The following is a 12407-nucleotide window of genomic DNA, read 5'->3' as shown; positions in this document are numbered from 1 at the left end:
CCGCTGGGGAGGTTGCGATGCCGAAGAAAGAGGAATCGTACAAATCAGTGCGCCGCACGATTGCCGGTCACGTGGCAGTTGTGGCGCGCAAAGCAAAGAAATCGGCGAAGACCGTCCTGGTATCCGAGACGCCATTGCCCCCGCCAGTCGAGATCGAACCGCGCCCGCTCGAAAGTCCAATGGTGCGCGCGCTCAAACGCGAACGCGCGCGGTTGTTGCACGATCTCAAACACCAAACCTTGCTCGCGCAAGACCGCCCCGCGACTGGTAATCACATGGCGGACGATGCCAGCGAAGTCGAAGCGCAAACCAAGGCGCTCGCCTTGCGCCGCCATTTGGAGGGAATGTTGCAAGAGATCGAACGCGCGATTGCGCGCGCGGAAAAAGGGACATACGGAATTTGCGAACGCTGCAAGCAGCCGATTTCGGATGAGCGTTTGAAAGTGATGCCTTCGGCGACGTTGTGCATTACCTGCGCCAAATTGCAGACGAATCATCATCTCATGAAGGCAGCCGCATAATGACGGATCGTCCTGAACAAGTTCATTCGGCAGCGCGGCGAGCGTGGTTGGATCTCGCGCTGCTGGCGATTGCATTCGTGGTGCTGGTCGCCGATCAAGCAAGCAAGGCGTGGGTGGTTGAAAATATTCCGCTTAACACCACGTTTCCATTGTTTCCACCGCTGAGTAGTATTTTCGTTCTCACCCATATCACCAACTCTGGCGCGGCGTTCGGCTTGTTTCCGCAACTCAGCATCGTCTTCACGTTTATCGCGTTCGGTGTGTCGCTCGTGATCGTGTTCTATCAACGTTCGATTCCGTCGCATCAATGGCTCGTGCGGTTAAGTTTGGGTCTCCAGCTCGGCGGCGCAATCGGCAACTTGATAGATCGTCTCCGCTATGGTTCCGTGATTGACATGCTCTACGTGCGTTATTTCCCGGTGTTCAACATCGCTGACAGTGCGATTGTGACTGGCGTGATCTTGTTAATGTGGCATTTGATGCAAACACCCAAGCCCGTTGTCACCCCGCCACCCGATTCGCCGGATCAAGTTGGAACGCGAAGCGATGGTGTCTAGGATAGCCCCAGCCGCGTGTTGGGGTTTTTTATTACGCGACCCTTTGGGTTTCTAAAACCCAAAGGGTCTGGACCAAGATGGATACAACAACTGTTCTAACCGTCATCTCGAATGACACGCGCCTCGACCGCTACATCGCGGAGCAACTGCCCGAACTTTCGCGTGCGGCAGCACAGCGATTGATTGAGGACGGATTTATTCTTGTCAACAATCTCGCGCGCAAGGCGAGTTACAAAGTACAAGTCGGCGAGACGATCACTGTACGCGTCCCGCCGCCCGAACCGGCGACGCCGCGCGCGGAAAATATCCCGCTCGATATTTTGTACGAGGACGACGATCTCATTGTCATCAACAAACCGGCGGGCATGGTTGTTCATCCGGCGGCAGGGCATAGCGAAGGTACGCTCGTCAACGCGATTCTTGGTTACATGCAAACCCCTCCCTCTCCCTCCCCTTTGCAAGGAGAGGGACGCGGTGGAGATGCGCCCTCCCCTTGTAAAGGAGAGGGACGCGGTGGAGATGCTCCCTCCCCTTTACAAGGGGAGGGCTGGGGTGGGGTCGGTGGCGAGGAACGACCAGGCATCGTCCATCGTCTCGATAGTGAGACGAGCGGCATCATCGTCGTAGCGAAAAATGACGCGGCGATGCGCGGTTTGCAGGCGCAGTTCAAAGCGCGCCGTGTCAAGAAAACGTACCTCGCTCTCGTCGAAGGCATCGTGCAACCGCCAAGCGGAAAAATTGATGCGCCCATTGGACGCGATCTGAAGCATCGCCAAAGAATGGCGGTGGTAACACAAGGTAAAACGCGCGCGTCGGTGACGGTGTACCACACACTGGCGAATCTCGGCGCGCACACGTTTCTCCAAGTCGAGCCGCAGACCGGGCGCACGCACCAGATTCGCGTGCATCTGGCGTTTCTCGGATTTCCGGTCGTCGCCGATGCAGTCTATGGTCGCGCGAAAAATATGCTTGGCGCGACGCGACAATTTTTGCATGCGTGGAAGCTCGAGTTTACGTTGCCGCGCGATCAGCGCGCGGTCAGGTTCACCGCGCCCTTGCCCGACGAGTTGATCGAGGTTTTGGAGAAAATGAGTTTCGACGTCGCGAATTTGCGCTAGCGCGGGAACCTTTTTTTGGAATGCAACGTCCTTCAAGTGAGAGCGGAATGCTCACGAGGAGGGACACATGTGGGGCATACTGAGTGACGTACGGAACGCCTTGGTCATCACGGTCGTGCTTGTGTTTCTTGCCGGCGGCTGTAGCCCGTCCGAAGTGAACGTAGACGCGAACGCCAACGGCGGGCAAAAACAAGTCGCGCGCGGGCAAACGTTGTTCGTCACGTTGGAGTCGAATCCAAGCACCGGGTACCGCTGGGATGTGGTCGAGATTGACGGCGCAGTCTTGCGTCAATCGAGCGAATCGGTTTTCAAATCGTTTTCGATTAGCAATCCGCCGTTGCTTGGGATGGGCGGCACCGAAACGTTTCGCTTCGAGACGCTGGGCGCGGGTATGACGACGCTCAAGATGGTTTACCATCGCGTTTGGGAGAACGACGTGCCGCCGCTCAAAACGTTCACCGTCCAGGTCGCGGTGCGCTAACGTAAAAAAAGTATCAGCCCGAGATGATCGGGCTGATATTGTTTATCGGAGAAAAGTAGCGTATACTTGGGGTAGAGGTACGCTAGTTTGCACGAAGCAGGTTCGGTACGACTTTTGAAAAAGGCGACGATATGCCCGACATTGCTCTCTCGATTAATGGAAAACCAATCCGTCTCACCGATGAACGTTGGGCACACATCTCAAAAGAACACGCCGAGTTGACTGGCTGGCAGTCCAATGTTCTCGAAGCCATCGCGCGACCTGCGCGAATTCTATCCGGTGGCGAAGGCGAATTGCTAGCGGTGCGCGATGTGGAAAACGGCAAGTGGCTTGTGGTTGTGTATCGGGAAGAGGAAGCGGATGGATTTGTCATCACGGCGTTTTTGACACGGCGGATTCGTTCACTCGACAAAAGGAGACAACTATGGCCGTAATGGAATATCAAACTTATCTCAACTTGCTGCCCAAGGTCAAACAATCACCTGAACGAACGATGTGGTTGTCCTACGACGTTGAGGCGGATACGTTATACATTAATTTCAAGAAACCCAGCTTTGCAACCGATAGCGAATTGACCGAGGATGATGTTGTTGTGCGTTACGAGGATAACCAGGTCATCGGCTATACGATTCTGCACGCAAGCAAGCGATAGCGGACATGTACGGTATAAACGCTCGCATGTCCGCGCCGTGAAATTTTCGATTTTGGATTTTCGATTGTCCTTCGTAATTCGAAATTTGTCCTCTGTTTTTCTCTCTACTCACTCCTCCACATACGGCACGTACGGCGCGCGCGCCAACCCTTGCTCCATCGCTTTTTTCGCGACCGCTTGCGCGACCGCGCGATGCACGCGCTTGTCGAGCGGATTCGGCATCAGCTCACCTTGCGGCGTCAGCGCGGCAATCGTTTCCGCCGCCGCGAGGTACATCTCCTGCGTGATGCGCGGCACGTATGCGTCAATCGCGCCGCGCAAAATTCCTGGGAACCCCATCACGTTATTCACCGACTTGCCGTCCGCCGCGAATGCCGCGCCGGCGGCGAGCGCGTCATCCGGCTCGATCTCTGGATTCGGGTTCGACAACGCGAGAATGATTTGTCCTTTGCGAATCATGTTCGGTTTGATCAGACCTTTTGCGCCGGTCGTCGCGATGACAATGTCGGCGTTCGCCATGATCTCTCCGAGCGACGATGGCGTGCCGCCCTCGCGACCCAGCATGTCCAACGCGGCTTGTGACAAATCCGCACCGAGCACCGGGTTGCCGGTGAGCCGCATCAGCATTTTCGCGATGGACATGCCCGCCGCGCCAAGCCCAATTTGTCCGATCACCGCCTTGCCCAAATCCATTCGCGCATACTTGCACGCGGACATCAACGCGGCAATTGTCACGACTGCCGTGCCGCGCTGATCGTCGTGCATCACAGGGATGTCGAGCCGCGCCTGGAGTTTCTCTTCGATCTCAAAACAGCGCGGCGCGGAAATATCTTCGAGTTGAATCGCGCCGAACGTCGGCGCGATCATTGCGACGGTTTCCACGATCTTGTCCGGGTCCTTGGTGTTGAGCAGGATCGGCACGCCGGATAAACCGACGAGCGTTTCCATCAACATTGCCTTGCCTTCCATCACCGGCATTCCCGCGAGCGGACCGATGTCGCCCAGACCCAGCACTGCCGTACCGTCCGTCACAATCGCGACGAAATGGTACGTCGCGGTAAATCGTCGCGCGAGCGATGGATCGCGCGCGATCTTCATGCACACTTCGGCGACGCCGGGCGTGTAAACGCGACGCAAGGTCTCGACCGAATCAATCGCGAACCGACTACGAATCGCGATCTTGCCTTGGCGATGCAGTTCGAGCACCTCGTCGCGCACTTCGAGCACGCGCGTGCCCGGATTCGTCCGCATCGCGTCGAGCACATGTTCGAGTTGCGCTTCGTCGTCCGCAAAGATCGTTATATCGCGCACGACGCGATTGTGATCCTCTTTGATGAGTTGCACTTGTCCGACGTTGCCACCCGCCGCCGCGATCACATCGAACAAGCGCGCGAGCGTACCGAGCACCGCATCGTTTTGGCATTGCACCGTGCGCATCAATTTACGTTCCCAGGACATTGCATCCTCCTTGAAATGATTGCCATGCACCCGCGCGATCGTATTTTGACACTCATCCCGCGTTGTGCTATCTTCAGTCGCGATTATAACCCGCGTCATGTTCAGCGTCAAAGAGCTGGTGTTTGTGTTCAGGTCAGAGTGACTAGATTTTCTTCACCGCCGAGACGCAGAGGGCGCAGAGTTTTTTAGTATTTTTCTCCGCGTTCTCCGCGTCTGCGGTGGAATTGAAATATGGGTAATCGCCAACAAAGAGGACAGGATGCCCGCGTCGAATCAAGAATGGTCGGTCGAATTTCTGTCGCACGACACGCCGGTCAGCGTCGTGATCGGTCAAACGCTCACGGTGAATTTGCGTGTGCGAAACACCGGCGCGCGCGCGTGGCAGCAGAGTGGTCGCAACGCGGTGCATGTCGGCTTCAAGTGGTTTGACGAAATGGATCGCCAAATCGAGGTCCACGACCGGCGCACCGCGTTGCCGGCGGATCTCGCGCCGCAACATTCCCTCGCGCTCGGCGCGTTGCTCGCGACGCCGAAAATGCCGGGCAAGTACAAACTCGCGTGGGATTTGATCGCGGAGGCGAGTACGGAATTTGACGCGCCGTTGATCGTACCAGTCGCGGTGACCGCCGCGCCGTGCGATGTGACCGGCTGGCGTGCGGAATCGAATCTGAATCCCGCGCACGTGGCGCACGCGCTTGACGGCGAAATGTTTACGACCTGGGATAGCGGTGCGCCGCAAGCGCCGGGGCAGTGGTTTCGCGTGAACCTGGGAATGCCGCGCGTCGTGGATGGCGTCCAGTTCCTCAGTCCTGGGAAGGGATTTCCGTGCGGTTATGTGCTAAACGCGTCGCCCGACGGCAGAGCATGGAATTCACTCGCGCGCGTCGCACGCGACAACGCGCACGATGTCGTCGCGGTGTTTGCGCCGCAACGGATTCAGTACTTGCAAATTGATCTGCTGGCAAACGCGGAAGCAAGTTGGCAGATTTCGGATGTACTGATTCACTCGGCGACGATGTGGACGGCAAGCGCGAGTCACAACTTCGCCGCCGCCGCGTGCGCGATAGATAATCGCGATGATTCGTTGTGGACGAGCGACGCGCCGCAATCGCCCGCGATGTGGTTTCAGATTGACCTGGGTCGCATCGAGACGGTGAGCGGGATCGCGCTCGCTTCGCCCGCCGCGCACCTCCCGGCGGGCTATCGCATCACAACCTGGAACGCGAGCGCGAGTCGTTGGCAGATCGCGTACGAGAAATCGCGCAACGATGCGCCGGTGAATGTGAGTTTTGGCGCGACGCCGACGCAGTTCGTCAACATCCAACTGCTCGCCGCGTCCGACCGACCCTGGAGCATTCGTCGCGTAGACATCGAGCGCGAGATGGAATCGTGGCTTGACCCTGCCGCCGCGCGCTAGAGCCATTTCCATTTCGATGTGGGGACCAGTGCGTATGGGGCGAGCCATCGGCTCGCCCTCTGCTTTTGGACATGGAAAATAAAACGGGGTACTTTTGTCATGGGAACAATCGTGTGCTTGACAACCCGCGCATTGTGTCCTATGATTTAGCCCCACCGATGATTGGCTTTGGCGAACTCAGGCGACTCGCCACGCACTGGCATACCGATCTCGCGGCGGTCGAACGCGTGTACGCGATCACGTGTCTGCTCAAGGGGCTGTTCGATCACGCGGACTTGGCGCGTGTGCTCGTCTTGCGCGGGAGCGCGGCTCTGCGGTACGCGTACTGCGCGGATTATCCGTCCATCGTCGAACCCGAATGTACGTTGATCGAAACGGGCGAGGTTTCCGCGTGGCTCGACGAAGCGGTGCGCGCGGCATCCGCCGGCGGCGTCGCCTTCAAGTTGACGATGTTCGAGCGCGGCGCGGCGCGCGTTGAATTTGTCGGACCGTTGGGGCGACGGTCTGCCGCGCAACCGCGCATCACGTTGTCGCTCATCGCAGGACAGATGCGTTTGTCGCCCGCGCGCGTGCCCTTGTTGTCGCCGTTCAGCGACAAACCGAGCGCAACCGTGTCTGTCATCGCGTTGGAGGAATGGATGGCGGAGCGCGTCGCGCTCTTTGCGACAGCGCCGCGCGCGCGCGATGTGTTCGATGCGTGGTTCGCAGTGACGCATGCGCCGATGGATCACGCGCGGATGCTCGCGCTCGCGCGTCAGATCGCTAAAGAAAAACAGATCGCGTTCCCAACCGCGGGCGCACACAATTTGTCCGGGTTGGGGCGCGTGTGGGAAAAGGCGCTCCGCGAAATTCCGGCGCGTCCGTCGCTGGAGCAGGTGATCCAAGATTTTGAACGTGAATTGACGTGGTGAATTCTGCATCTGCCACAGAACCACACTGAAATCCATTGAAGAAGAATAATTTTCATTGTGCTTCCGTGTATTTCTGTGACGAACCTCACGCGCCACGCAAGGCGGCTACGATGCTCGACGAACTCTCACAAATCCAGGAATGTGAACACCGCCAGGATGTTCAGGTACGCTTTCATGATGGACGGGTCTTTAGCGGTCCGGCGGGTGCGCGTCTCGAAGCGTTTGTCCGTAAGGCATTCCCGAATGGTGTCCCGATTGTTGCGGCGGTCGTCAACGGACGACTCGCCGAGTTAAGCGAACACTTGATCGCGGATGTAGATGTCGAGCCGATCTCGCTCGCGTCCGAAGACGGCATTCGCATCTATCAACGCTCGATTGTGTTTTTGCTCCAGGTCGTCGCGCGCGATCTGTTTCAGGCGCGCATCACGGTGGATTATTCGCTGACCTACGGCGGCGTGTTTTGCCGCGTCCTGGGTCGCGAGCCGTTCACGGACGCCGAGATCGCGCAACTCGAGCAACGGATGCGCGCCCTCGTCGCCGAAGACGTGGCGATTGCGCGCGAAACACTGCGCGTCGCGGATGCCATCGAGTTGTTCAAGGCGCAAGGCGACGAAGAACAAGTCCGGTTACTTTCGCAGCACGAACGCATTGACATTCGCGTGCACAGTCTACGCGAGCTGAAACGTTATTTCCTCGGCGGGATGCTCGTGCCTTCGACCGGTTATTTGAAACAATTCGCTTTGCGCGCATATCCGCCCGGTTTCGTTTTGCAATTTCCGCAGCGCAATCGCCCCACATCGCTCGAGCCGCCTCACCAATCGCCGAAATTGATCTCGGTGTTTCTCGAATATCGCCAGTGGCTTGCGCTCCTCGGCGTCACCGATACGAGTCTGCTCAATCAGGCGCTCGCGCAATCGCGCTCGCGCGAAATCGTCTTTGTCGCCGAGGCGTTGCACGCGCAACGCATCGCCGAAATCGCGTCCGAGATTCACGCGTTGCGCGACCGCGTGCGCCTCATCGCGATTGCGGGACCGTCGTCGTCCGGTAAAACGACCTTCGCGCGCCGCTTGACGATTCAATTGTTGGCGAACGGATTGCGCCCGTTCCCGCTTTCACTCGACGATTATTTCGTATGGCGCGAAGAAACGCCGCGCGATGAAAACGGCGATTACGATTACGAGCATCTGAACGCGCTCGATCTCGCGTTGTTCAACGAGCATTTGCTCGCGTTGATGAATGGCGAGCCAGTCGAATTGCCGCGCTATAATTTTGAAACCGGCGAGCGCGAACGTGGGCACACGGTGCAACTGAGTTCGGATCACGTGTTGCTCATCGAGGGTATTCACGGCTTGAATCCGAATCTCTTGCCGCGCATTCCGCCCGAGCGCGTGTTTCGTATTTACGTTTCCGCGTTGACGCAACTCAAGTTGGATCGCTTGAATCGCGTGCCGACGACGGACACGCGGCTCATTCGCCGCATCGTGCGCGACGCGCAGACGCGCGGGTACACCGCGCAGGAAACGATCGCACGTTGGGAAAGCGTGCGGCGCGGCGAGCAACGCAACATTTTTCCGTTCCAGGAACAAGCCGATGTGATGTTCAATTCGGCGCTGGTGTACGAACTCGCCGCGCTCAAGCCGCTCGCCGAACCGTTGTTGCGCCAGGTCGAGCCGGGCACGCCCGAGTACGTCGAAGCGCGACGGCTGCTGACGTTCTTACAATGGTTTCATCCGTGCGACGCGCGATTCGTGCCGGAAGATTCGATCCTGCGCGAATTCCTCGGTGGCTCGCTGGTGATTGATTTTGTCCCGCACCGATAAAAAATCGTATCTACAAGCCTATCCTTGCGAAGGTTACCAACCTCCGCAAGGTTGCGCGGTCACAAAAAAAGTCTGACAGGTTCACCGAACCTGTCAGACTCGCCTTACTTTTTTTTGCTGCGTTTTTTCGCCAGACCCAGTTCCGTCGCTTTCGATTCGACGGCGACCAGTGTGCGTTTGAGTTTCGCCGCAATTTCGCGATGCACGACGCGCTTGCGGTACATCTCGCGCAGAACCGTGATGTCGTCCTTGGTCCACGCTTTGTTGTGTTTGGTTGTACTTGCCATTCTTTACCTCCCTGGAATTCAAACTCGTAATCCCAGTATACCCGAATTCTCCCAGGAATGGTGTTAAATTTGCGTATGACTATTCAAGCATTCGTCAACGGCACGCTTATGACTCCCAGCCAGGTTATCCCAGACGGCGTGCTCCTGGTTCAGGGTGACCAGGTTCACGCCCTGGGCACACGCGAGCAGGTGCGCCTTCCCAGTGATGCCAAGCTCATTGACGCGCAAGGTAAACTCATCGCGCCGGGCTTGGTGGATATTCACACCTACGGCTGTCTGGGCGTTTCGATCACATCGCCCGCAACGGCGGCGGCGGAACTCGACGCGTTCGCGCGCCACGTCGCGCGGTTCGGCGTCACGCGTTTTCTGATTTCGCCGACGATGGGCAACTGCGCGTTTATCGCGCGCCTGCTCGCCGCGCTAGCGGACGCGATTCCGCGCACGCGCGGCGGCGCGCGACCCCTGGGCATTCACCTCGAAGGACCCTGGCTCGATCCGGAACAGCGCGGCGCGTTTCCGCCGAGCGTCTTGCACGCGCCGACACTCGACGAAGCGCGCGAATACTGGGACGCCGCACGCGGCGGTTTGCGCCTCGTCACACTTGCCGGCAACTTGCCAAACGCGCCCGCGGTCGCGCGCTTTTTCGGCGAGCAAGGTGTGCGCGTTAGTTTCGGTCACTCGAACACGACGTACGACCACGCGCGCGATTTGCTCGCGTCCGGCGCGTTCCCGCTCGTCACGCACGTGTACAATGCGATGAGCGGTTTGCATCATCGCAAACCGGGTGTGCTCGGCGCGGTGCTCAGTTCGGACGCGGTGATGGGCATGTTGATTTGCGACGGCATCCACGCGCATCCCGCCGCCGTGAAAATTCTCGTGCGCGCGCTCGGCGTGGATCGCGTGATTCTGGTTACGGATGCGATTCCTGGCGGCGGCATGACCGAAGGCACGTTCACGATGCTCAATCAAACCGCGCGGATTGTGGATGGGGTCGCGCGCTTGGAAGATGGCACGATTGCCGGGAGCATCCTGACGTTGAATCGCGCCGTGATGAACGCGCGCGCGTACGCGAATCTCGCGTTGAATGACGCGCTCGCCCTGGTGACGACGAATCCAGCGCGCGCGCTCGGCTTGACGGCGCAAGGCGCGCTCGCGCCGGGGATGGACGCGGACGTGATCGTGATGGATGAGACGGGACGCGTCGCGCTGACGATGGTCGCGGGTCAAGTCGTTTTCGATGCCTTTGCTTAATCGTTTTCTTTTCGGTATAATGGCGACGGTACGGGGCGAGGTCATCTCGCCCTGATCTTGTAAAGGACGATAGAGATGGAACGTATCAAAGTGTTGATGACTCTGCGTTTCAATGAAACGCAAATCAATCGTCTGCGCGCGGTCTCGCCGAATTTGGAGCTCGTCCAACGATCCTTGCCCGAAGGCGCGGACACCAAGGATACCACTTCTTTGTTCGACGGCGATGAGGAAATTTTTTATGGCACGGTCCCCCCGCGCGATCTGGCTCGCGCGCCGCGATTGCGGTGGGCGCAACTGCACACCGCCGGCATCAATCATCTTGCCGCGCATCCGATCTTGCAGAGCGATGTTCGCCTCACGACGTCGAGCGGCGTGCATGCGGTTCCAATTGGCGAAATGACGATCGCGATGATGCTCGCGCTCGCGCGCAAACTGCCGACGATGGTGCGCAAGCAAGACCAAGCGGAATGGTCGCCGCACAAATGGCGTTTGTATCTCGGCACGGAACTGCACGGCAAAACGCTCGGCGTGGTCGGCTATGGCAGTATCGGTCGGCACGTCGCGCGGATCGCCAAACTGGGTTTTGGAATGCGCGTGCTCGCGCTCTCGCGCAGTGGTACGCGCGTAGATCGCGGCTATGTCGAGCCAGGCACGGGCGACCCCGACGGTTCGTTTCCTGATGCGTGGTTCACACTCGCGCAGTTGCGCGATTTGCTCGCGCAATCCGATTTCGTTTTGATCGCGACGCCGTTGACGCCAGACACGCGCGACCTGATCGGCGACGCGGAACTGGGCGCGATGAAATCGTCCGCGTTCATTCTGAACATCGCGCGCGGCGGCGTGGTGGACGAAGCCGCGTTGCTCCGCGCGCTGAACGAAAATCGCATTGCCGGCGCGGGGCTGGATGTGTTCGAGAAAGAGCCACTCCCGGCAGACCACGCGTTGTGGCGCGCGCCGAACGTGTTGCTCTCGCCGCACGTGTCGGCGGCGACGCCGCACTATGACGACCGCGCGGTCGCGTTGTTCGCGGAGAATTTGCGGCGCTATTTGAATGGCGCAGAGTTGTTGAATCTTATTAACAAAGAGAAAGGATATTGACGATTATCTATTGATAATCGTCAAATGTGAATTGGCTATGATTCGTGGAATCATTTTCGATCTCGGCGGTACGTTGATGCACTTCGATGGCACGTGGGAAGAGATTGATAAAGTCTCGACCGCCAACCTCGTTGCATTCCTGGGCGCGAACGGCGTAACTGTGCCGGAGGATTTTCGCGCGCGTTTTCTCGAACATCGTAAATGGCATTGGAATCGCGCGGAGCAAACCGGGTTCGAGGCGCGCGTCGAGGATGCGTTGCGCGACACACTCGTCGAACTGGGACATGCGTCACTGGACGGCTGGTTGCCGCGCGCAGTCGAGGCGTACTTTGCGCCGAATGAATCGCATTGGTTCTTGTTCCCCGACACACACGCGACCCTGGATATTTTGCGCGCGCGTGGTTTGCGAATCGGTTTGATTTCGAACGCGGATGACGAGGGCTTGGTGTTTCGCCAAGTCCAGCGACTTGATCTGGAAAAATATCTCGATCCAGTGGTATGTAGCGCGTCCGATCCGCGTTGGCGCAAACCGGATCCGCGCATCTTTCACCTGATTTCAGATGCGTGGGGCATCGCGCCGCACGAAATCGTGATGGTCGGCGATTCGCCGCGGTACGACATCATCGGTGGGCATCGCGCAGGTATGCGCGCGATTCTCACCGAACGCGGCACCAATATGCCGTGGCAAAAAATTCCGGACGAATTGGCGAACGATCCCGAATGGCAGGCGGACGCGGTCGTCGGCGCATTGGCGGAAATTCCAAACGTCTTGGATCGTTGGCGCGTCCAGTGATCGGCGCATCTTTCCAATCCACTTTTCCACGGCAGGTGATCCA

Annotated in this window: 14 protein-coding genes; 12 read left to right on the top strand and 2 right to left on the bottom strand. The window is 58.5% G+C overall.

Annotated elements, in window-relative coordinates; genetic code table 11:
* Positions 1-17 precede the first annotated feature (17 nt).
* The 6 genes from HY868_04550 (at position 18) to HY868_04525 (ending at position 3329) form a co-directional block, all read left to right on the top strand.
* Positions 18-521: a TraR/DksA C4-type zinc finger protein gene (locus HY868_04550; protein ID MBI5301387.1), complete on the top strand. Its 504-nt coding sequence runs from the start codon at positions 18-20 to the stop codon at positions 519-521.
* On the top strand, positions 521-1078 hold the full coding sequence (gene lspA, locus HY868_04545; protein ID MBI5301386.1) for a signal peptidase II: 558 nt from the start codon (positions 521-523) through the stop codon (positions 1076-1078). Before HY868_04550 ends, lspA begins: the two co-directional genes overlap by 1 nt.
* 77 nt (positions 1079-1155) lie before the next feature.
* Positions 1156-2196: an RNA pseudouridine synthase gene (locus tag HY868_04540; protein ID MBI5301385.1), complete on the top strand. Its 1041-nt coding sequence runs from the start codon at positions 1156-1158 to the stop codon at positions 2194-2196.
* Between the two features lie 67 nt (positions 2197-2263).
* Complete coding sequence (locus HY868_04535; protein ID MBI5301384.1) at positions 2264-2677, top strand: protease inhibitor I42 family protein; 414 nt, start codon at positions 2264-2266, stop codon at positions 2675-2677.
* 131 nt (positions 2678-2808) lie between these two features.
* Complete coding sequence (locus HY868_04530; protein MBI5301383.1) at positions 2809-3111, top strand: hypothetical protein; 303 nt, start codon at positions 2809-2811, stop codon at positions 3109-3111.
* A complete protein-coding gene (locus HY868_04525; protein ID MBI5301382.1) occupies positions 3102-3329 on the top strand; it encodes a DUF2283 domain-containing protein in 228 nt (75 codons plus the stop codon). Before HY868_04530 ends, HY868_04525 begins: the two co-directional genes overlap by 10 nt.
* A 108-nt stretch (positions 3330-3437) precedes the next feature.
* Here the strand turns inward: HY868_04525 and HY868_04520 are convergent, their stop codons facing one another.
* Positions 3438-4787 carry an NAD-dependent malic enzyme gene (locus HY868_04520; GenBank protein ID MBI5301381.1) on the bottom strand — a complete coding sequence of 450 codons (1350 nt, stop codon included), beginning with the start codon at positions 4785-4787 and terminating at the stop codon, positions 3438-3440.
* A 259-nt stretch (positions 4788-5046) separates the two neighbouring features.
* Here HY868_04520 and HY868_04515 point away from each other — a divergent pair, with 259 nt between their 5' ends.
* The 3 genes from HY868_04515 to HY868_04505 all read left to right on the top strand — a co-directional run bounded on the left by HY868_04515 (position 5047) and on the right by HY868_04505 (position 8935).
* Complete coding sequence (locus HY868_04515) at positions 5047-6204, top strand: discoidin domain-containing protein (GenBank protein MBI5301380.1); 1158 nt, start codon at positions 5047-5049, stop codon at positions 6202-6204.
* 113 nt (positions 6205-6317) lie between these two features.
* The gene (locus HY868_04510; GenBank protein ID MBI5301379.1) at positions 6318-7115 is read left to right on the top strand and encodes a nucleotidyl transferase AbiEii/AbiGii toxin family protein; all 798 of its coding nucleotides are present in this window, start codon (positions 6318-6320) and stop codon (positions 7113-7115) included.
* 110 nt (positions 7116-7225) lie between these two features.
* Entirely contained in the window at positions 7226-8935 is a 1710-nt protein-coding gene (locus tag HY868_04505; protein MBI5301378.1) for a nucleoside kinase, read from the top strand.
* A gap of 104 nt (positions 8936-9039) precedes the next feature.
* Here the strand turns inward: HY868_04505 and HY868_04500 are convergent, their stop codons facing one another.
* On the bottom strand, positions 9040-9222 hold the full coding sequence (locus HY868_04500) for a hypothetical protein (GenBank protein ID MBI5301377.1): 183 nt from the start codon (positions 9220-9222) through the stop codon (positions 9040-9042).
* A gap of 75 nt (positions 9223-9297) precedes the next feature.
* Between HY868_04500 and nagA the strand changes: the two genes are divergently transcribed.
* From nagA to HY868_04485, 3 genes are all read left to right on the top strand, one after another.
* Positions 9298-10473: an N-acetylglucosamine-6-phosphate deacetylase gene (gene nagA, locus HY868_04495; protein MBI5301376.1), complete on the top strand. Its 1176-nt coding sequence runs from the start codon at positions 9298-9300 to the stop codon at positions 10471-10473.
* Positions 10474-10548: 75 nt separating this feature from the next.
* Complete coding sequence (locus HY868_04490) at positions 10549-11571, top strand: D-2-hydroxyacid dehydrogenase (GenBank protein ID MBI5301375.1); 1023 nt, start codon at positions 10549-10551, stop codon at positions 11569-11571.
* Positions 11572-11608: 37 nt separating this feature from the next.
* Positions 11609-12364, top strand: coding sequence for an HAD family hydrolase (locus tag HY868_04485; GenBank protein ID MBI5301374.1), 756 nt, complete (start codon positions 11609-11611; stop codon positions 12362-12364).
* The last annotated feature ends 43 nt before the right edge of the window (positions 12365-12407 follow it).

The organism is Chloroflexota bacterium, assembly GCA_016219275.1.
In the GTDB taxonomy this organism is placed as follows: domain Bacteria; phylum Chloroflexota; class Anaerolineae; order UBA4142; family UBA4142; genus JACRBM01.
Note: the sequence above shows the minus strand (reverse complement) of the source record. Positions and strands in the feature narration are given on the sequence as shown.

What these genes read in the sequence shown, in the direction of transcription:
- HY868_04550 (MBI5301387.1), top strand. Translation starts at nt 18, where the DNA reads ATGCCGAAGAAAGAGGAATCGTACAAATCAGTGCGCCGCACGATTGCC.
- lspA (MBI5301386.1), top strand. Translation starts at nt 521, where the DNA reads ATGACGGATCGTCCTGAACAAGTTCATTCGGCAGCGCGGCGAGCGTGG.
- HY868_04540 (MBI5301385.1), top strand. Translation starts at nt 1,156, where the DNA reads ATGGATACAACAACTGTTCTAACCGTCATCTCGAATGACACGCGCCTC.
- HY868_04535 (MBI5301384.1), top strand. Translation starts at nt 2,264, where the DNA reads ATGTGGGGCATACTGAGTGACGTACGGAACGCCTTGGTCATCACGGTC.
- HY868_04530 (MBI5301383.1), top strand. Translation starts at nt 2,809, where the DNA reads ATGCCCGACATTGCTCTCTCGATTAATGGAAAACCAATCCGTCTCACC.
- HY868_04525 (MBI5301382.1), top strand. Translation starts at nt 3,102, where the DNA reads ATGGCCGTAATGGAATATCAAACTTATCTCAACTTGCTGCCCAAGGTC.
- HY868_04520 (MBI5301381.1), bottom strand. Translation starts at nt 4,787, where the DNA reads ATGTCCTGGGAACGTAAATTGATGCGCACGGTGCAATGCCAAAACGAT.
- HY868_04515 (MBI5301380.1), top strand. Translation starts at nt 5,047, where the DNA reads ATGCCCGCGTCGAATCAAGAATGGTCGGTCGAATTTCTGTCGCACGAC.
- HY868_04505 (MBI5301378.1), top strand. Translation starts at nt 7,226, where the DNA reads ATGCTCGACGAACTCTCACAAATCCAGGAATGTGAACACCGCCAGGAT.
- HY868_04500 (MBI5301377.1), bottom strand. Translation starts at nt 9,222, where the DNA reads ATGGCAAGTACAACCAAACACAACAAAGCGTGGACCAAGGACGACATC.
- nagA (MBI5301376.1), top strand. Translation starts at nt 9,298, where the DNA reads ATGACTATTCAAGCATTCGTCAACGGCACGCTTATGACTCCCAGCCAG.
- HY868_04490 (MBI5301375.1), top strand. Translation starts at nt 10,549, where the DNA reads ATGGAACGTATCAAAGTGTTGATGACTCTGCGTTTCAATGAAACGCAA.
- HY868_04485 (MBI5301374.1), top strand. Translation starts at nt 11,609, where the DNA reads ATGATTCGTGGAATCATTTTCGATCTCGGCGGTACGTTGATGCACTTC.